This window comes from Paenibacillus popilliae ATCC 14706 (assembly GCF_000315235.1).
Classification (GTDB): domain Bacteria; phylum Bacillota; class Bacilli; order Paenibacillales; family Paenibacillaceae; genus Paenibacillus_B; species Paenibacillus_B popilliae.
Genome location: NZ_BALG01000289.1, coordinates 42,972 through 61,261, shown reverse-complemented (window position 1 = coordinate 61,261; position 18,290 = coordinate 42,972). Strand labels below are relative to the sequence as shown.

Here is an 18,290-nt window from a genome sequence, read left to right as displayed (position 1 = left end):
TTCCCGTTGAGTGGCAGTTACGGATTCATTGTATTCTATTAAGAGAATCCCGATTATTTTGATATGGGGTAATTTGGTTAATCAACAGGCCTGATTAAGTACGTACTTAATAGCTCTCAGATGTCCTTCTGCATACAATTTTTAATCGCGATATACTTTTGCAATCCCTGTAAGTCTACCTGTACCTCTTTCATAATACTCCGCCTTGACACTTCCAGTGCCAGTGTTACCTTTATCGGCTATACATCCAGAATAATCGTCGTGACATCTATATACGTCATTAGCAAACGCAGATTGCGACATAACCGTCATAGAAGCAACTATGGAAGCCAAGGCAACTACCTTTTTGAATTTCATTCTTATTCACCTCTTTTCCTATTTATTCTGTGTCTATAAACTCTATCTGGAATTATTTTACCATGTAAAAATATTGAAATCAACTAGTTTTTGGCTTGAAGCAGGGGTGTAATCGTCAAGCTCGACTTCATGAGAAGGTCGCAAATCAGCGAAAAGATCACGCACACAAAGTTTCGCGTCAGCTACGGACTGATCGCTTTGGAAAGATCTGAATGTGTAGGGAATGGCCAAGAACCGCCACCTGTCCAGGAGCATTGTGGATTGTCAACAGTAAATCAAACAACTTTTTTAAGGGCTAGATTTCGATAGTGGACAGGAGTAATCGTACAACTCCAGTTCAAGGTGAATAAGGCTCTGGAAGTTCATCTGATTCACGAATTCGGTTTTGATAATCTTAAAGGTCGCTTTTGCCACGGCGTTGTCATACGGACAACCTTTCATACGGAGTGATCGGCCGATTTCAAAAGTCTTCAAGAACTCATCCATTTTCTGATTTGGAAACTCGCTGCCCCGGTCGGTGTGAAATCACTGAATTTGGCGCAAATCGCCTTTGACCGTCGCAAAAGCGCGAGAAATCAGGGCGGCATCCTTATGGGGACCCACACTATGGCCGATGATCTCTCGATGAAACATATCGACTAGCACGCATATGTAATGCCACCGGTTGTTCTGGATGATAGCTACTTTCGTCCCCTGATCAGAGCGGCTTGCTTTAAAATATCGTTCTCCATTTTGAGGCGCTGGTTCTCTTTCCGTAAGGCGATCAGTTCATTCTCTTCCGGAGAGCGATTGTCCTTTTCGGAGAAAGAGCCTGTGGTTTGGGCTTGTTTCATCCAGCGATCCAAAGCCGATGCGGTGAGGTCAAATATCTCCACAATGTCTGCTCGGGATTTTCCGTTTTCGTAGAGTTGCACCATTTGCTTTTTAAACTCTGCTGGTGAAGCAAGCTAGAAATCCTCCATCAGCAAGGGAAAAGTGCCCGAGCCATCGCCAAGGACATGCCACCATTAGCCGGGAACTGCGCCGAAACGCCGCCCAAGAGACTCACCGTGCGGGGCCATCTCAGGAGAGCGATGTCCAGCGTCGTCAGGCCTCCATTCCCGCAGGAAAGTGGACACCGGAGCTGGCCATGGTCATCGAAGAGAAGCTTCAGGCCACCTGGTCTCCTGAGCAGATCATGGAGCGGCAGACGCACGGATGGCGGGTACCAGGGAGAAGTGCAGACAACCGCTGTCAACAGGGACAGCGGTTGTCATGATCACGGTTCCGAAGGAGAAGATTGGCGAAACCGCTTGATCAGATTATGCGCAATCACGTGATCCGAGACGGTCAAGCGGCGCTTCGCTTCGGCCTCGTACGGCTGACAGCGGGCGACGTCCGTCTGCTCTCGCGACGCGTAATCGAAGCAGGTGCCGTGCTCGAACAGTCCGTCGGCCGATGGGACATAGAAAATGCTTCCGTCCGTGTACGAGCCGTTCCGCAGCACGACGAGCCGCCGCTCCGGCAGCAGCAGATTATGGCCCATCATATAGGCGTCAGCCGCATCGATTCCGAGCCAGTGGAGCAGCGTCGGGGCGACATCCAATTGGCCCGCAACCGTATCATATATCCCGGACTGCGCCCCGTCAGGGAGATGGATGAAGAGCGGGACCTGATTCTTCATTTCCAGCATGTCTAGCTCGCTGACCGAATGGCTGAGCAGCCAGGAGAGAGGCTCCGTCTCCCCGATCGAGTTGTCATGATCTCCGTAGAACACCCAGATTGTGTTGTCCCACAGCCCGCGCTGCTTCAGATCGGCAATCATTTCCCCGACCGCTTCGTCAACGTAATGCATCGATTGCAAATAATCGCCGAATATCGTGTCCTTGTACGGGCCGACATCGAGCTTCTGCACGGATGCCGGCAGCTTGTACGGATGATGGCTTGCCAGTGTGATTAAGAAGCTGTAGAACGGCTGCGGCTCGGTAGACATACGTTCAACCGATTGGCGAAAGAAGGATTTGTCCCCGACCGACCACCCGACAGGTTCATCGAGGTCATAGTCTTTTTTGTTCATGAAAAAGTCGTAGCCCATATTTTGATACATAATATAACGGTTCCAGAACCCGGCGTCATAAGCATGGAACGCCCCGGTGCGATATCCTTCCGCACGGAGCATGGCCGGCAGCGTGTCGTAGGTCTGGCCCGGGTAGCGGATAAAGACGGATCCGGATGGCAGCGGATGAAGCCCAGCGTTCACCCCGAAATCGGCATCGGAGGTGCGGCCTTGACCCGTCTGATGGAAGAACCGCGTGAAATAGAGACTGTCTTCGCGAAGCGCATTCAGGTTCGGCGTAATCTCCTGGCCGTTCACCTTGGCGCCGATGACGAAATTTTCGAACGCCTCAGCTTGCACAATGATGACATTGCTGCCGGCATAGCGCCCGAACGAAGACGCAGGGCCCTGCCGGTCGGGGCGATGGGTGGCGAACCACGCTTCCACGTCTTTGATCTCGGCTTCCGAGAGGGAGGCTTCTCCCCTCATCTGTTCCTTCACGTACCGATACGCATCATAGCCGTGAAAGCCTAGCAAACCTGTAATATTATAGACAGAGGCGCTCCACCAGACCGAGCTGAACAGCCCTTTCGCCCATGTGCTGGTTGCCCTGTTCACCGGTACGGTAATCAGCACAGTGCCGACGACGATGGCAAGCAGGCCTGCCGCTATCCGTTGCAGCAAGCATCCCCGGTTTCGCTGTCCGGACAACTTGACGTGCTGGAAGCGGTATTCCCGGGATCGAAGGCGGACATACCCGATCGTAAGCGGAATCAGGACGAGCCAATCGAGGAACAGCCGCACATCCTTGCCGTAAATAAGCGATGCGATGCTCTCGCCGAGTGAGCTGACCTGGGTGGCCTGGAGCAGGACGGGAATCGTAATGAAGTCCTGAAAATAGCGGAAATAGATCAAATCGGCAAAAATGAGCAGCGTCAGCGCAAAGTTAAGCAGCAGCAGGAGCAGAGGGCGCCATCGTTCCTTCGCCCAGAACGTCCAACTGCCGGCAATGAGCAGCGCTCCCAGGGCGACCAGATAGTCGTCCCATTCCATGGCCATATTCGGAATCGCCAGCGTGCGATTGAAATAGATCAGCTTCCCCATCATGGCCGTGAGAAAGAAGATGAAGCTGAGCCATCCGAAGAGGGTGGCTGCCGATCTTTTCCTGCCAACGACATCGGGCAGGGATTGACGAATTGGATTCATTGCATGTCCCTTCCTTGACTTGTAATCGTACCTCCCATCTTATCAGATTTTCATATAAAATGTTACATGAAAAAACACCGTCTGCCGAGCAAGGGCAGACGGTGTCCGATCGAGCGTGATTATGATTCGGAAGGCGAGGCCGGCGCTGTGCTGCGCGGCGGAAGCGGACCCAAATATTGATAGAGCTGGCATTCGATATTGCCGTTGAACAGCTTGCGGCGCTTGTCCGCCGGGCGGCCGAAGTAATGCTCGAACTGGCGGCTCGGACTGATTGCGAAGAACGACCAGGTCGGCAGCGTCTTCGCCATAAAGCCAAGGTCTCTCACCATCCGCTCGACTTCATCCTTCTCGTTCAACCGTTCGCCATATGGCGGGTTTGTAATGAGGCAGCCGTAATCTCCATGCGGCTTCGCTTGATTGGCCGGGCAGATGCGGAACTCGATCTCGCGGGCGAAGCCGGCGCTCTTCGCTGCCGCCTGCGCGAGGCGAATCGATTCCGGATCGATATCCGATCCGCTCAACCGGAGCTCCGTGTCGTCGTGGACGGCATCGAACGCTTCCTCACGCGCTTGTACCCATGCCTGTTCGCCGACGATGCCCCATGCTTCCGCAGAGAACGAGCGTCGGAGTCCGGGAGCGACATTCCAGCCGATCATCGCCGCCTCGATCAGCAAGGTTCCCGATCCGCAGTACGGATCATAGAGCGGCCGCTGCGGATTCCACCGGCTCAGTAAAATGATGGCGGCCGCCATCGTCTCTTTGAGCGGCGCGGCTCCGGTCAGCTTGCGGTAGCCGCGCTTATGTAAGCTGGGACCGGTCGTGTCCAGCGTAATCGTCGCCAAGTCGTTCAGCAGGGAGACCTCGATCCGATACAGCGGATCAGTCTCTTCGAACCAGTCCGTATGGTACCGCTGCTTCATCCGCTCCACGACCGCCTTTTTCACGATGCCCTGACAGGCAGGGACACTGGAAAGCTGGGATTTATGAGAACGCCCGTCAACCGGAAATTCGCCGTGAATCGGGATCCAGTCCGGCCATGGGATGGCTTTGGTGCCCTCGAACAGTTCCTCGAAGGTTCGCGCGCGGAACTCGCCCATCTTGACGAGCACCCGATCTGCAGTACGGAGCCACAGATTGGCCCGGCATACGTCGATAGGCCCTCCGGAGAACAGCACGCGGCCGTTCTCCACCCGCGTGTCCTCATATCCTAGCAGCTTCAATTCACGAGCGACGACAGCCTCCAGGCCCATCGGGGCGGTTGCGATTAACGTCCAAGGTCGGTTCATTCGATAACCACACTCCGTTCTACTTGTACTCCGTTTTACTTGTCTGACTTGTACTTGTATGGCATTCATCATATCATAAAATGCAAGGAGGGTGGAAAATGTTGAGGGAAGCTATAGAATCCTATTTGGACCAATTATATCCGGCGGATCCGGCTGTGGATCGAATCAAGGAGCGCATCCATGCTCAAGGCATGCCGGACATTTCCGTGCCGGCAGGGTATGGACGCCTGTTGACGGTACTGGCCCGCCTGGCGCATGCGCAGGATGCGCTAGAGATCGGCGCGCTGGGCGGCTATAGCGGCTATTGCATATTGCGGGGGCTGGAACCAGGAGGGCGGCTTGTCTCACTCGAGCTGCGTCAAGACTATGCCGATCTAGCGAAGCGCAATCTCACCGAAGCGGGCTTCGGCGAGCAGGTGGAATATAGAGTGGGAGAAGCGCTTCATTCCCTTGCGGAACTGGAGCGGGAAGGGGCCCGCTATGATCTGTTCTTTATCGATGCGGACAAGGAAAATTACTTGCACTATCTCGAATACGCAATCCGGCTGGCGAGACCGGGGGCCGTAATCGCAGGAGACAATCTCATGCTCCGCGGCAGAACGCTCAATCCGGACAAGCAGGGTCCATCCGTTCAGGCGATGCGCGCCTTCAATGCCGCGATCGCGCAGGATGAACGATTGCTCAGCACGTTGCTTCCGGCCTATGATGGACTGGCGCTTGCTATCGTGAAATAAGATGGCCAGCTTACTAATGATGTGGAAGCAGGGGCATGATTCCGGAGATATGCTATAATGGATGACAGCAATTGATAGAGAAGGATGGATCAGAACAGATGACACAGCAAGAACAATGGACTTCGAGACTCGGCTTCGTGCTCGCCTCGGCCGGATCGGCCATCGGGCTTGGAGCGATTTGGAAATTCCCGAATGTCGTCGCTACCAGCGGTGGCGGCGCTTTTTTTCTTGTATTTATTATCTTCACCTTCGGCATCGGCCTGCCACTGCTGCTGGCCGAATTTATGATCGGCCGCAATACGGGCAAGGAAGCGGTATCCGCCTACCGTGAGTTGGCGCCGGGGAGCAAGTGGCACGGCGTCGGCTATTTGGGCATGGCGACGTGCTCCTTGCTGCTGTCTTTTTACAGCGTGGTCGGCGGGTGGATTGTGCTCTATTTCCTCAAGGGCCTGAGCGGTTCGCTGTTGCAGAATGGACGCAACTACGGAGAGATCTTCGAATCGACTGCCGCCAATCCTTGGGCGGCTGTGCTGGCACAAGCGCTGTTCCTGCTTATCACGATCGTTATCGTGGCCCGGGGAGTGAAGCAGGGCATTGAGAAGGCAAGCCGTATTATGATGCCCGGCTTGTTCATTCTGTTCCTCGTCCTGATCGTGCGATCGCTCACTTTGCCTGGGATGAGCGAAGGACTTGTCTATTTCCTGAAGCCGGATTTCGGCCAACTGACGCCGCAAGCGCTCCTGCACGCGCTCGGACAATCCTTCTTCTGCCTGAGTGTGGGCGGCTCCTGTATGGTGACGTACAGCTCCTATCTGAACAAGGGGGAGCCTATCGGGAAGCCGGCCCTGTCTGTCGTCGGCTTGAACGTGCTGACCTCGTTCATGGCGGGCATCGCGATTTTCCCCGCTTCGTTCGCGCTCGGCATGAAGCCGCAGGAAGGGGCCGGGCTGCTGTTCATTACGCTTCCGGCCGTCTTCGATCAGCTTCCATTCGGCAGCCTGTTCATCGTGCTGTTCCTGGCGCTTTTCTTATTCGCGACGCTGACATCGGCGTTCTCCCTGTTGGAAATCGTCGTGGCTGCATTCACCCGGGACAAGGCGGAGCAACGGGCGCGCATGTGCTGGCTGCTCGGCGGCGTTATTTTCGCCCTGGGCGTTCCATCGGCTCTTTCCTTCGGTGTGGGCAGCCATCTGCAATGGCTGGGGCGCAATCTATTCGATTGGGCCGACTTCGCGGTAACCAACGTCATGCTTCCGCTTGGCGTGCTGCTGATCTCGTTATTCGTCGGCTTCCGGTATCCGCGGCGGCGCCTACAGGAGGAATGGGACATGCTCGGCAGCCGCTGGCAGAAGGGATTGGCTGTGTACGTCTTCATGCTCCGCTACTTATTGCCGCTTATCGTCCTTTTCGTGTTTTTGCACGGGATGAACTGGCTGCCGGTGTAAATGGGCGGTATGCACACACAAATGGATAACGGGAGGCAGTCATGACGACTCGAGAGCAGTGGACTTCAAAACTCGGATTTATACTAGCGTCAGCCGGATCGGCGATCGGGCTGGGGGCGATTTGGAAATTCCCCAATGTCGTCGCGACGAGCGGCGGGGGCGCATTTTTTATTATTTTTCTACTATTTACGCTGGGCATCGGACTGCCTCTGCTCCTGGCGGAGTTCGCCATCGGGCGCAGCACCGGTCGGGGAGCCGTATCCGCTTACCGGGAGCTTGCGCCGCGTTCGAAATGGCACTGGATCGGATACTTGGGCATGGGAACCTGCTTTCTGCTGTTGTCCTACTACAGCGTCGTCGGCGGCTGGATCGTGCTCTATGTTGGGCGCGGCATTACGGGTGGCCTGCTCGCGAGCGGCTGGGATTACGACGTGCTGTTCGCAGAGACGGTAGCCAATCCATGGTATGCGGTCACAGCGCAATTCGTATTCTTGCTGATTACCATCACGGTGGTCGCGCGCGGAATCAAGGGAGGAATTGAACGGGCAAGCCGCATCTTGATGCCGGGCCTGTTCGTCTTATTCCTTGTACTGATTATTCGTTCCCTGACCCTTCCCGGGATGGGGGAAGGCGTTCGTTATTTTCTTCAGCCTGATTTCAGCAAGCTGACGGGACAGGCTGTGCTGAATGCGTTAGGGCAGTCATTCTTCTGTCTCAGTGTCGGGGTATCCGTCATGGTAACCTACAGCTCCTACTTGAGCCGCCAGGAATCGCTGCTCAAATCTTCGGTCTCGGTCGTCGGCCTGAACGTCCTGACCTCGCTGATGGCGGGGCTTGCGATCTTCCCGGCCATTTTTGCGCTGGGCATGAAGCCACAGGAAGGCCCGGGGCTGCTGTTCGGCACCTTGCCGGCCTTGTTTGAAAAGCTGCCGTTCGGCGGCCTTTTCATCGTGTTATTTTTAGCGTTATTCCTGTTCGCCGCCTTAACGTCGGCCTTCTCCATGCTGGAGATTCTGGTCTCGGAATTGTCCCACAACGACCAACAGCGCTCCCGGATGAGCTGGCTGTTCGGCATCCTTATCTTCATCGTCGGCATCCCGTCCGCCTTGTCGTTCGGCGTCTGGTCGGATGCGCGCATCTTCGGCTTGTCTCTGTTCGACGCGGCTGACTTCGCCGTGACGAATGTGCTTATGCCCGTCGGGGCGCTGCTCATCGCCTTGTTCGTCGGCTACCGTTTTCCGCGGCAGCGGCTGTACGAGGAATTCGCGACTGAGGCGTCTTGGTGGCGCAAAAGCCTGGCACTTTATATCATATTGCTGCGCTACGTCATTCCGGTTGTCATCGCCATCGTATTCCTTCACGTGCTCGGCCTGTTGCGGCTGTAAGATGCCGGTAGGGGAAGCAAGGCGACATGGCCCGCTGAAGGCATTACGGATGTCGATGACTCGTTCTTCTTCCATACAAGGAGTAACGGGCCCATGCCGTGTTCACGAGCAGTAACATGCCGGAAATGATAAAAATGCCTTGAATGCCGATAAGTCCGGACATTGCTCCGCCAAATACGGGACCGATCATATTGCCGAGCGCAAGCGTACTCGTATTGAAGCTATAGGCGCGGCTCTCCATGCCGTCCGGCGTATATTTCCGTATCAGCGCATTGACGGATGGAAGCAGGCCGCCCATAAATATACCGAGCAGGAAGCGGACGATGAGCAGATGCCATACCGTGCCGACGAAGGCCTGCGGAATCAGGGTTAGCGCAGCGCCTATCAGACATACGGTTAATATCCGGTGGGAGCCGTATTTATCGCTTATTTTCCCGAGTATCGGAGAGCATATCATGTTGGACAGGCCGGTGACCGCGCTAACGAGTCCGGCGAGAAAGGCCAGATTTTGTGCCGAGCCATGAAGGTCCTGAACATATAGCGGCAGCAGCGACATTGGGCTCAGCATGGCGAATTGCAGCAGGAAGGTTACCGCGAACAGAGACAGCAACTGTGGAATGCCAGACAACTGTTTGAAGCCGGCGAGAACCGAGATTTGCGGCTCTTTCGCCGCTTTTTCGCGGTCGAACGATTCCTTCACCATGAACAGCGTCAGCATCGTGGCCAGGAACAGCAGTGTTCCGGTAAGATAGAAAATCGGCCGGTAGCCGACCCAGTCCGCCAGTATCCCGCCGATAAGCGGCCCGAAAATGGTGCCGGCGACGACGCCGGATTGCAGGATTCCCATCGCGAAGCCGGTCTTCTCCCGCGGCGTTGTCGAAGATACAAGCGCGACCGCGGCCGGATTGAAGCCGGAGATCGTACCATTCAGCAATCGAAGCAGCAGCAAATGCATCGGCGTCTGCGCGAAGCCCATAAGCACCGTCACGATGGCCATACCTAAGCCGGAACGGATAATCATGACTTTGCGGCCGTACTTATCGGAGAACTTGCCCCAGATCGGCTGAAAAATAAATGAGGTCAAAAAATTCGCTGCAAAGATAAGTCCCGTCCAGACTGCAATTTGATGCGGATCGCTCATTCCGATTTCATGCTGTAAATACAGCGCCAAGAATGGCGTAACCATGGTCATGCCCGACATGACCAGAAATGATCCGAGCCAGAGGATGATCAGATTTAGTTTCCATTGCTGCATAAGATGTTCACCACTTTCTGTCACGGTCCGTACAATAGATCAGCAACGAGTTTTATTATACCATACATATATATATCAATTATCATATGAAACCGGGGGTGTGGATGCACTTGATAGCTTACCAGGATAGGTTATGGAATTTCTGGTCATTTCATCTTTTTATGTTGACAATTTGTCGAAAAGCCATTCGATGCGAACGTTTTTTGTCAACAGATTGTCATAGCTAACCGGAACGGCGAGGTTGTGAGAAGCAGAGAAAAGGGGGATAATGGAAGCGTCAGCTATAAAAAAGTGCGTGTCCAAAACGGACGATTAGTCTATAAACACAATACCGTCAAAGCGGGGTAAAGGAATGACTTATAATGACTTATAATGATCGTTTTCTGAAAGCGTGTCGACAGGAACAAGTAGACTTCGTGCCGGTATGGTATATGCGGCAGGCCGGGCGTTATGATCCCGACTATCGCAAGATAAAAGAAAAATACAGTCTGCTAGAAATATGCCGTCAGCCGGAGCTGGCTGCCGAAGTTACGATGATGCCCGTCCGCAAGCTAGGCGTGGATGCGGCGATTCTCTATTCCGATATTATGAATCCGGTCGCTTCGATGGGCATCGCGTTCGATATCGTGGCCAATGTGGGGCCAGTCATTCACAATCCGATACGAAGCGCGGCTGATGTCGAGCGCCTGACGCCGGTCGATCCGGAAGGCGATCTGGGCCATATTCTGGAGACGATCCGCATTCTTGACGCGGAGCTGAAGGTTCCGCTCATCACGTTCGCGGGCTCCCCGTTCACGATTGCAAGCTATTTGATCGAAGGCCGGCCTTCTAAAAATTATATCCTTACGAAGATGATGATGTATGAGACTCCGGACGTATGGCATGCCTTGATGGACAAGCTGGGAGATATGGTCATCGCCTATGTGCGTTCCCAGGTGGCGAGCGGGGCCAAAGCGTTCCAATTGTTCGACAGCTGGGTCGGCTCCTTGTCTCCACGAGATTTCGAGCGATACGTGCTGCCGACGATGACGCGCATTTTTGCGGAACTGTCCGCGTTGGACGTTCCGAAAATATATTTCCCCGGCGTTAGCTCCGGCGAATTGCTTCCGACCCTCCGCGAGCTGAAGGCGGATGTGATTGGCTTGGATTGGCGGGTGTCCGTAACGGAAGGACGCCGCCGGCTGAACGGCCGCTTCGCCGTGCAAGGCAATCTGGACCCTTATGTGTTGACAGGGCCGCTCAGCGTGATCGAACGGGAAGCCGCCCACATCGTGGAGCAGGGAATTCAGGAGCCGGGATACATTTTCAATCTCGGTCACGGGCTGTTCCCAGAAGCCTCGCTGGACAAATTACAGCGGCTGACCGAGTTCGTACATGAATATTCCAGCCAATTGCTGGCGAAGGAACTGGCGAAGAAATAAGAAACAGAATGTGGCAACGAGACCGAATGGAGGAACAGCAAGTGTCCAAGCGTAAAATCGGTGTGCTGGTGATGTCCTACGGAACTCCCCGCAGCCTCGAAGAAATCGAGTCTTATTACACGCATATCCGGCGGGGCAATCCGCCTACCGGGGAGCAGGTGAAGAAGCTGACAGACCGGTATAAGGCGATTGTCGGAGGCGTGTTCCCGCTGCGGGAGCATACGAACCGCCAAGTTGAAGCGCTGCAGGAGACGCTGAACCGCCGTACCGAAGGCACGGAAGTTCAGTATGTGTGCTATCAGGGCTTGAAGCATGCGCAGCCGTATATCGAGGACGGCGTCGCCACGATGGCCGGGGATGGCATGAAGGAAGCCGTGTCCGTCGTACTAGCGCCGCATTATTCCGTGATCAGCGTCGGCGACTATAATGCGCGGGCGAAGGAAGCGGCGGCGAAGCACGGGATCGAGCTTCGCTGCGTCAACAGCTATCATCTTCATCCTGAGCTGCTGGATGCGTGGACCGAACGGGTGAATGAGCAACTGGACGCTTTCGTCGCCGAAGGGGCGAAGCGGGAGGAGATCCAAGTGCTGTTCAGCGCCCACAGCTTGCCTGCACGTATCCTGGAGATGAATGATCCGTACGTGGATGAATTGAACGCGACAGCGGCCGCGATTGCCGAGCGCTGTGGACGGACGGAGGGGCAGTGGAGAATCACTTGGCAAAGCGCAGGCCGAACGGCAACGTCTTGGTTGGGGCCGGATATTCTGGACACGCTCGCCGCGGTTCAGCAGGAAGGCATCCGCTGGGTGCTGTCGGCGCCGATCGGCTTCGTATCCGACCATCTGGAAGTGCTATATGATCTCGATATCGAGGCGGTTCAGGAAGCCGAGCGTCTGGGCATCCGCTTCAAGCGGATTCGCATGCTGAACGATGATCCGAAGTATATGGCGACATTGGCCGATGTTACAATGAAGGCAATGTCGGAAGAGAGTAACTAGAAAGAAGGTCACAACATGAATGCTCTGCGGAAACTTGTCATTATCGGTGGAGGAATTACGGGATTGAGCGCGGCGTTCTATGCGCTGAAGCGGGCGGAGGAAGAGGGGCAGCCCATCTCCGTTGCCATCATAGAGCAATCACACCGTCTCGGCGGGAAGATTCAGACGCTGTGCAAGGAAGGGTGTATCCTTGAAAAAGGCCCGGACTCCTTCCTTGCCCGAAAGCTGCCGATGATCGATTTGGCGTGCGACCTCGGAATGGAATCCGAATTGGTCGCAACGAATCCGCATGCCCAAAAAACATATATATTGCGCCAGGGCAAGCTGTACCGGATGCCGCCCGGCCTCGTGCTGGGCATTCCGACGGAGCTGGGGCCGTTCGCGAAGACCGGACTCATCACTCCGTGGGGGAAGCTTCGCGCGGCTATGGATCTGTTCATCAATCCGCGTTCGTCGGATGAGGATGAATCTGTCGGCGCGTTCCTGGATAGACGTCTCGGACGGGAAGTGACGGAGCGTATTGCCGAGCCGCTGCTTGCCGGCATTTATGCCGGAGATTTGCAGGCGCTGAGCCTGCAGGCCACCTTCCCGCAATTCGCGCAGGTGGAGCGGAAGCACGGCGGCCTGATACGCGGAATGAAAGCGAGCCGCCAAGCGGGCCAGTCGGTTCCGGGACTGCCGGATGTCGCCAAAGGAACGATGTTCCTGACCTTCCGCAACGGCTTGACCTCGCTTGTCGAACGGCTGGAGGAGACGCTGCGGGACCGGGCCGAATTGCGACTCGGCATCGGCGCGGAAGGACTGGAGAAGCGGGAGGACGGAACGTATCTGGTCCGCCTGTGCGATGGGAGCAGCCTGGAGGCGGATGAGGTCATCATAACGATACCATCCTATCATGCGGCTTCCTTGCTTGAGGAGCATGTCGACGCGAGCGCCTTGAAGGCAATCCGTCATGTGTCGGTCGCGAACGTCGTCAGCGTATTCGACCGCAAGCAGGTGACGAATACGTTCGACGGTACAGGGTTCGTCATCTCGCGCCGGGAAGGCCGGGCGATTACCGCCTGCACGTGGACCTCGGTGAAGTGGCCGCATACGAGCCGCGGAGACAAGCTGATCATCCGCTGCTACATAGGCCGGGCCGGTGACGAGGAGCGGGTGGATTGGCCGGATGAGGCGCTCAAGCGCACGGTGCAGAGCGAATTGCGGGAACTGCTTGAACTCGATATCGATCCGGAGTTCGTCGAGATTACGCGCCTTCGCCACTCGATGCCACAGTATCCGGTCGGCCATGTGCAAGCGATCCGCTCGTTGAGGGACGAGGTTGGGCGCGTGCTGCCGGGCGTATTCCTGGCCGGACAGCCGTATGAAGGTGTCGGCATGCCTGACTGCGTCCGTAGCGGCCGCGATGCGGCGGAAGCGGCGGTTGTTAGTGCGATGCAGGCCATGAGTACGGAAGTAGAGGCGCCAGCCCAAGATGCCGCTGCTGGAACGGCGGGATAACCGGACATGCCGGACCAGAGGGAACGTGACAGATTTCAATAGAGAAGCCGCGCGGAAGCACGGCTACGCGTTATAATGAGATATATTTGCAAAAATCGGGCGGAGGGGCAAAACATTGAGACCATCGCGGAAGGTACGCGAAGGGCGCGCGCGAAAGAGACGGCGCCGCCCGCTGCTTGTCCTGAATATCGTGCTGGCGGCCATCGTCGCCGGCACGGCCTACGCCGGTTGGCAGCAGGGATGGCTCTTTAGCGAACAGGCGACATGGCCGCATCCGCCGGCGCGCGGGCTGCCGGCGGATGCGTCAGATGGTTCGTCCCCCGGCGCCGCCGCCAACCAAGGGGCGGGCGCGGATACGGAGCATCCCGATCAGGATGCGTCTCTTCCAGGGAGCGAGCCAAAGGAAGAGCCGCGCGTCCGCCTTGCCTTCGCCGGCGACGTGATGACGGCCGGACGCGTCGAAGATGTCGTGAAGGTGCATGGATACGACTTTCCTTTTGTACACGCCAAGCGATGGTTCCAGGAAGCGGATATCGCCGCGGTCAATCTGGAGACGCCGCTGACGGTGCGGGGAGTCCCGGCTAAGGACAAGGAATTCGTCTACAAGTCATCGCCGCAGATGGCACAGGCGATGATCGAAGCAGGCATTGACGTCGTTAACCTGGCCAACAACCATTCGATGGATCAAGGGGAAGAAGGGCTGCTGGATACGTTCGCCGCGCTGAAGGACGTTCATCTTCCTTACGTCGGGGCAGGGCATAATGCCGAGGAAGCCTTCACGCCGGTCATGTTCGAGAGCCAGGGCATCAAGCTCGCCTTCCTCGGCTTCACCCGCGTCGTTCCAGAAGTGAGCTGGTATGCGGGCAAGAACAAGCCGGGGCTGGCGACGACCTATGACGGGATGAAGGAGAAGGCAGCTGAAGCGGTTGCGAAGGCGAAGGAGGAGGCCGATCTCGTCGTGGTCATTGCGCATTGGGGGAAGGAGAAGGTGGACTTCCCGGAGGACTACCAGCGGGAACTGGCCCGCCTGTATATTGATGCGGGCGCCGATCTGATCGTGGGAGGACATCCCCACGTCCTACAAGGTCTGGAGCAGTACAAGGGCAAATGGATCGCATACAGTTTGGGAAACTTTATTTTTACACGGGCCATGCAGCCCGCGACCTGGGAGACAGTCATTTTGCAGGCGGAATGCACGGATCAGGGGAAATGCGAGCTGGCCGTCATTCCGTTCTATACCGAACTGGGGCAAGCCGTTCCGCTTGAAGGGGAAGCGGGGCAGGCCGTGCTGCAGCGGCTGGAGAACCTATCGGAGCAAGTATCCATCGACGCGGAGGGACGCGTTGAGGAGATGCTGTTCTCTCTCGATACGCTGATTGAATATACGGCCCGTCATTATGGGCTCGGAGAAGGAGATCTCCTCTTCACGGGAACGCCGGCAGGGTCGGACCGGTGCAGGCAGGGGATCGCCTGGAAGTAAGCTGGGACGGAAAACTGCTTGGCTCCTGCGTCATCGCGGCGCAGAATGGACCGGCGGGCTAGGAGGAGTGCGATTGATACAAGAAGCAGTCGGATGGCATATGAGCTGGTACCCCTGGATCATCGGGCTGCTGGGGAGCCTGCTGGTGGCCGGGGTTGCATGGTGGAAGCAGTCGTTAACCGGATCCGGCGCCGCAGCAGCCATCGTGATGGGAACGATCTATTGCGGGAGCGGGGCGATTATCTGGGGCGGATTGCTGCTTACTTTTTTTGTGACGTCAACGCTATGGTCCAAGTGGAAGAAAAAGGCGAAGGGGCGCTTCGAGGACAATTATGAAAAATCAGGGACCCGGGATGCAGGGCAGGTGCTCGCCAATGGAGGCTTGGGGCTGCTTCTTTGTCTTGCCGATATTATCGCGCCCCATCCCGTCTGGGTCGCCCTATTCGTCGGGGCGATGGCTTCGGTGAACGCCGATACATGGGCGACCGAGATCGGCAGTCTGAGCCGCCGCCCGCCGCGATCGATCGCAACCGGCCGGGTCGTTCCGCCGGGGACGTCCGGCGGCATGTCTCTGCTTGGGACATCGGCGTCGGCGGCGGGCGCCTTCGTTATCGGGGTGGCCGCAGTCGTCTTCCTGCTGTTCGATCCGCTACAGATTGGATCGGAGACGTCTTTCCGTACGCTGGCCGTCCTGCTGATTGCCGGGACGCTGGGGGGATTGGCCGGGTCCTTGCTCGACTCCCTGCTGGGCGCGACATGGCAGGCAGGCTACCGCTGTCCGCAATGCGATGCAAACACAGAACGGACCTCGCATTGCGGAAGTGCAACGAAGCTCGTGCGCGGCTACCGCCGGCTTAACAACGATCGGGTGAATCTACTCTGCTCCTGCGCCGGCGCGGCCGTCTCCTGTCTCATCTGGTTGCTGGCCGGAGGCTAAGCCGCCGTTAGGCAGGGGGGAGCCAAATCGACAACTTGCCGATCTCGTGATATATTCGTAGCAGTAGATGATGGGGAGAACCGTCGGTTCTCCCCTTTGGCTGTGGCATGCGGGGCATGCCGAAGCGCCAGGGGAAGCAGATAGGACGGGAATGGGGGAACGCAAGATGTACATCATGACGATTGAAGAGCTGGGCAAAAGCTATGGCGATAAAATATTGTTCCAGGACGTATCCTTCGGCATTGAAGAAGGGGATCGCTTCGGCATTATCGGCGTCAACGGGACGGGGAAATCGACCTTCCTGCGTACAATAGCGGGGTGGGAGCAGCCCGAGCAAGGAAAAGTGCTGGCCGCAAGCCGGATGACGATCCGCTTCGTGCCGCAGGAGCCTGAATTCGATCCGGAGGCGACCATTCTGGATCAGGTATTGGGCGGAGATGCTCCCGACATGACTGCGGTGCGCGTATATACAGAAGCGCTGGAATGGGCTGCTGAGCGGCCGGACGATGAAGCGGCGCAGGCTGCATTCATCCGGGCGACCGATGATATGGATCGGCTGCAGGCATGGCAGTTGGAGAGCGAGGCGAAGTCGATTCTGTCCCGGCTTGGGCTGGATCAGTTCGGAGCCAAGATGGGGGAGTTGTCTGGCGGCCAACGCAAGCGCGTCGCCCTCGCGGCGGCGCTGATCCATCCGTCGGATCTGCTTCTGCTTGACGAGCCGACGAACCATATCGACAACGACACGGTCACGTGGCTGGAGACGATGCTGCAGAAGCGAAGCGGTGCGCTGCTGATGATTACGCATGACCGCTATTTCTTGGATCGGGTAGCGAACCGGATTGTAGAGCTGGATCGAGGACGGGTGTTCTTATATGAAGCCAATTATTCGCGCTTTCTGGAGCTAAAGGCAGACCGCGAGGCGCGGGAAGCGGCGTCAGAGGACAAGCGTCAGAACCTGCTTCGCCAGGAGCTGGCCTGGATCCGGCGCGGCGCGAGAGCGCGCACGACAAAGCAGAAGGCCCGGATCGATCGCTTCGAGGCACTGCAGAAGCAGGAGGGACCGGGGCAGAACGGGCAAGTGGACATCTCGGCAGCCTCCGCCCGGCTCGGGAAAAAAATAATGGAGCTGCACGAACTCGAGGCCAGACTGCCGGATCGGTCGCTGTTCCAGGGACTAAGCTATATCGCCGTACCGGAGGACCGAATCGGCATTATCGGCCCGAACGGAAGCGGGAAGTCGACGTTGCTGCACATCATTGCCGGCGAGCGCGAGCCTAGCGGCGGTTCGATCGTGCTTGGGCCGACCGTCCGCATCGGCTTCTTCACCCAGGAGCATGCGGAGCTGGACGAGTCGCTGCGGGTGAACGAATATATCCGCGAAGCGGCCGAGACGGTTCACACGGCCGATGGCCATGTGATTACGGCGGCCCAAATGCTGGAACGGTTCCTGTTCGAGCCTGCGATGCAGTGGACGGTGATCGGCAAGCTGTCCGGGGGAGAGAAGCGACGCCTGCAGCTGCTTCGGATGCTGATGGAAGCGCCGAATGTACTGCTGCTCGACGAGCCGACGAACGATTTGGATGTGCAGACGCTCGCCGTACTGGAAGATTATTTGGACGAGTTCCCGGGCGTCGTCATCGCGGTCTCTCATGATCGCTATTTCCTTGATCGGGTTGCTGAACGGATCTGGTCGTTCGAACATGGCGCCGTCCGCCAGCATGTCGGGAACTATAGCGAGTATATCGAATGGAAGTCGCGGCACGGGAAGGAGTCCGGCGAGCCGAAGGCGCAGACGCCGACGGAATCAGCCTCAGCCGGCAAAGCGGAACGGCCGGAACGGAAACCGAGACTGAAAATGTCCTATAAGGAAGAGCGCGAATATGAGCGGATTGAAGACGATATTATGGAGGCAGAGGAGCGCATTCAGCAGACCCAGCGGGATATGGAGTTGGCGTTCAGCGATTCGGTACGGCTGCAGGAATTGATGAAGGAAGTAAGCGAGGTTCAGCAGCGGCTTGCATCTCTGCTGGAGCGGTGGACTTATTTGAGTGAGTTGGCGGAACAGATCGAGGCGGAGAAGCAGAAGGAGAAATAGAAGCAAAGGGAGGCAACGCCCGCCTATTCCCTGTGGCGCATCCTGCGCCTCGCCCTTCCCTTATCCTGTATGAACAGGGCCGGGCGTAGACGACTGCCGAAGGCCCGATGCTAGCCATGGCACGCATATCGAAAAACAGACCGAGCAGGGGATTCG

13 protein-coding genes and 3 pseudogenes are annotated in these 18,290 nt (G+C 56.8%); 10 read left to right on the top strand and 6 right to left on the bottom strand.

Translation table 11 applies throughout. From position 1 onward, the window contains the following. Positions 1-141: 141 nt before the first annotated feature. The 3 genes and pseudogenes from PPOP_RS16390 to PPOP_RS26340 form a co-directional block, all read right to left on the bottom strand. On the bottom strand, positions 142-357 hold the full coding sequence (locus tag PPOP_RS16390) for a hypothetical protein (RefSeq protein ID WP_006287756.1): 216 nt from the start codon (positions 355-357) through the stop codon (positions 142-144). Positions 358-675: 318 nt separating this feature from the next. Continuing rightward, positions 676-1,023 (bottom strand): annotated as a pseudogene (locus PPOP_RS26345) (DDE-type integrase/transposase/recombinase); the annotation flags it as partial. A gap of 17 nt (positions 1,024-1,040) precedes the next feature. Then, positions 1,041-1,274: pseudogene (locus PPOP_RS26340) on the bottom strand (IS3 family transposase); the annotation flags it as partial. Positions 1,275-1,310: 36 nt separating this feature from the next. Here PPOP_RS26340 and PPOP_RS21000 point away from each other — a divergent pair. Beyond that, a pseudogene (locus tag PPOP_RS21000) lies at positions 1,311-1,543 on the top strand (IS30 family transposase); the annotation flags it as partial. Between the two features lie 72 nt (positions 1,544-1,615). Here the strand turns inward: PPOP_RS21000 and PPOP_RS16380 are convergent. Together PPOP_RS16380 and PPOP_RS16375 are read right to left on the bottom strand one after the other, a co-directional pair. After that, entirely contained in the window at positions 1,616-3,598 is a 1,983-nt protein-coding gene (locus PPOP_RS16380) for an LTA synthase family protein (RefSeq protein ID WP_006287753.1), read from the bottom strand. A gap of 119 nt (positions 3,599-3,717) precedes the next feature. Beyond that, positions 3,718-4,884 carry a THUMP domain-containing class I SAM-dependent RNA methyltransferase gene (locus PPOP_RS16375; RefSeq protein WP_042229391.1) on the bottom strand — a complete coding sequence of 389 codons (1,167 nt, stop codon included), beginning with the start codon at positions 4,882-4,884 and terminating at the stop codon, positions 3,718-3,720. Positions 4,885-4,982: 98 nt separating this feature from the next. On the opposite strand from PPOP_RS16375, the gene PPOP_RS16370 reads away from it, so the two are divergent. The 3 genes from PPOP_RS16370 to PPOP_RS16360 all read left to right on the top strand — a co-directional run bounded on the left by PPOP_RS16370 (position 4,983) and on the right by PPOP_RS16360 (position 8,448). After that, the gene (locus PPOP_RS16370; RefSeq protein ID WP_042229388.1) at positions 4,983-5,618 is read left to right on the top strand and encodes an O-methyltransferase; all 636 of its coding nucleotides are present in this window, start codon (positions 4,983-4,985) and stop codon (positions 5,616-5,618) included. Positions 5,619-5,716: 98 nt separating this feature from the next. Continuing rightward, entirely contained in the window at positions 5,717-7,063 is a 1,347-nt protein-coding gene (locus PPOP_RS16365) for a sodium-dependent transporter (RefSeq protein WP_042229386.1), read from the top strand. Between the two features lie 41 nt (positions 7,064-7,104). After that, positions 7,105-8,448: a sodium-dependent transporter gene (locus PPOP_RS16360; RefSeq protein WP_006287749.1), complete on the top strand. Its 1,344-nt coding sequence runs from the start codon at positions 7,105-7,107 to the stop codon at positions 8,446-8,448. A 43-nt stretch (positions 8,449-8,491) separates the two neighbouring features. On the opposite strand, the gene PPOP_RS16355 is transcribed toward PPOP_RS16360, so the two are convergent. Continuing rightward, positions 8,492-9,703 (bottom strand): MFS transporter, encoded by a 1,212-nt coding sequence (locus PPOP_RS16355; RefSeq protein ID WP_006287748.1) that lies wholly within the window; start codon positions 9,701-9,703, stop codon positions 8,492-8,494. A gap of 362 nt (positions 9,704-10,065) precedes the next feature. Between PPOP_RS16355 and hemE the strand changes: the two genes are divergently transcribed. From hemE to PPOP_RS16325, 6 genes are all read left to right on the top strand, one after another. After that, complete coding sequence (gene hemE / locus PPOP_RS16350) at positions 10,066-11,124, top strand: uroporphyrinogen decarboxylase (RefSeq protein ID WP_006287747.1); 1,059 nt, start codon at positions 10,066-10,068, stop codon at positions 11,122-11,124. Positions 11,125-11,150: 26 nt separating this feature from the next. After that, a complete protein-coding gene (gene hemH / locus PPOP_RS16345) occupies positions 11,151-12,122 on the top strand; it encodes a ferrochelatase (protein ID WP_006287746.1) in 972 nt (323 codons plus the stop codon). Positions 12,123-12,137: 15 nt separating this feature from the next. Then, positions 12,138-13,622, top strand: a complete 1,485-nt coding sequence (gene hemG, locus PPOP_RS16340) for a protoporphyrinogen oxidase (protein WP_006287745.1) — start codon at positions 12,138-12,140, stop codon at positions 13,620-13,622. A 115-nt stretch (positions 13,623-13,737) separates the two neighbouring features. Beyond that, the gene (locus PPOP_RS16335) at positions 13,738-15,102 is read left to right on the top strand and encodes a CapA family protein (protein ID WP_234399875.1); all 1,365 of its coding nucleotides are present in this window, start codon (positions 13,738-13,740) and stop codon (positions 15,100-15,102) included. A gap of 100 nt (positions 15,103-15,202) precedes the next feature. Next, complete coding sequence (locus tag PPOP_RS16330; RefSeq protein WP_042229400.1) at positions 15,203-16,039, top strand: DUF92 domain-containing protein; 837 nt, start codon at positions 15,203-15,205, stop codon at positions 16,037-16,039. A 166-nt stretch (positions 16,040-16,205) separates the two neighbouring features. Next, complete coding sequence (locus tag PPOP_RS16325) at positions 16,206-18,134, top strand: ABC-F family ATP-binding cassette domain-containing protein (RefSeq protein ID WP_042229397.1); 1,929 nt, start codon at positions 16,206-16,208, stop codon at positions 18,132-18,134. The last annotated feature ends 156 nt before the right edge of the window (positions 18,135-18,290 follow it).

Excerpts from the sequence above, each read along its gene's own strand:
- PPOP_RS16360 (WP_006287749.1), top strand. The coding sequence starts at position 7,105 with ATGACGACTCGAGAGCAGTGGACTTCAAAACTCGGATTTATACTAGCG.
- PPOP_RS16380 (WP_006287753.1), bottom strand. The coding sequence starts at position 3,598 with ATGAATCCAATTCGTCAATCCCTGCCCGATGTCGTTGGCAGGAAAAGA.
- PPOP_RS16355 (WP_006287748.1), bottom strand. The coding sequence starts at position 9,703 with ATGCAGCAATGGAAACTAAATCTGATCATCCTCTGGCTCGGATCATTT.
- PPOP_RS16370 (WP_042229388.1), top strand. The coding sequence starts at position 4,983 with ATGTTGAGGGAAGCTATAGAATCCTATTTGGACCAATTATATCCGGCG.
- PPOP_RS16390 (WP_006287756.1), bottom strand. The coding sequence starts at position 357 with ATGAAATTCAAAAAGGTAGTTGCCTTGGCTTCCATAGTTGCTTCTATG.
- hemH (WP_006287746.1), top strand. The coding sequence starts at position 11,151 with ATGGAGGAACAGCAAGTGTCCAAGCGTAAAATCGGTGTGCTGGTGATG.
- PPOP_RS16365 (WP_042229386.1), top strand. The coding sequence starts at position 5,717 with ATGACACAGCAAGAACAATGGACTTCGAGACTCGGCTTCGTGCTCGCC.
- hemE (WP_006287747.1), top strand. The coding sequence starts at position 10,066 with ATGACTTATAATGATCGTTTTCTGAAAGCGTGTCGACAGGAACAAGTA.
- PPOP_RS16325 (WP_042229397.1), top strand. The coding sequence starts at position 16,206 with ATGTACATCATGACGATTGAAGAGCTGGGCAAAAGCTATGGCGATAAA.
- PPOP_RS16375 (WP_042229391.1), bottom strand. The coding sequence starts at position 4,884 with ATGAACCGACCTTGGACGTTAATCGCAACCGCCCCGATGGGCCTGGAG.
- hemG (WP_006287745.1), top strand. The coding sequence starts at position 12,138 with ATGAATGCTCTGCGGAAACTTGTCATTATCGGTGGAGGAATTACGGGA.
- PPOP_RS16330 (WP_042229400.1), top strand. The coding sequence starts at position 15,203 with ATGAGCTGGTACCCCTGGATCATCGGGCTGCTGGGGAGCCTGCTGGTG.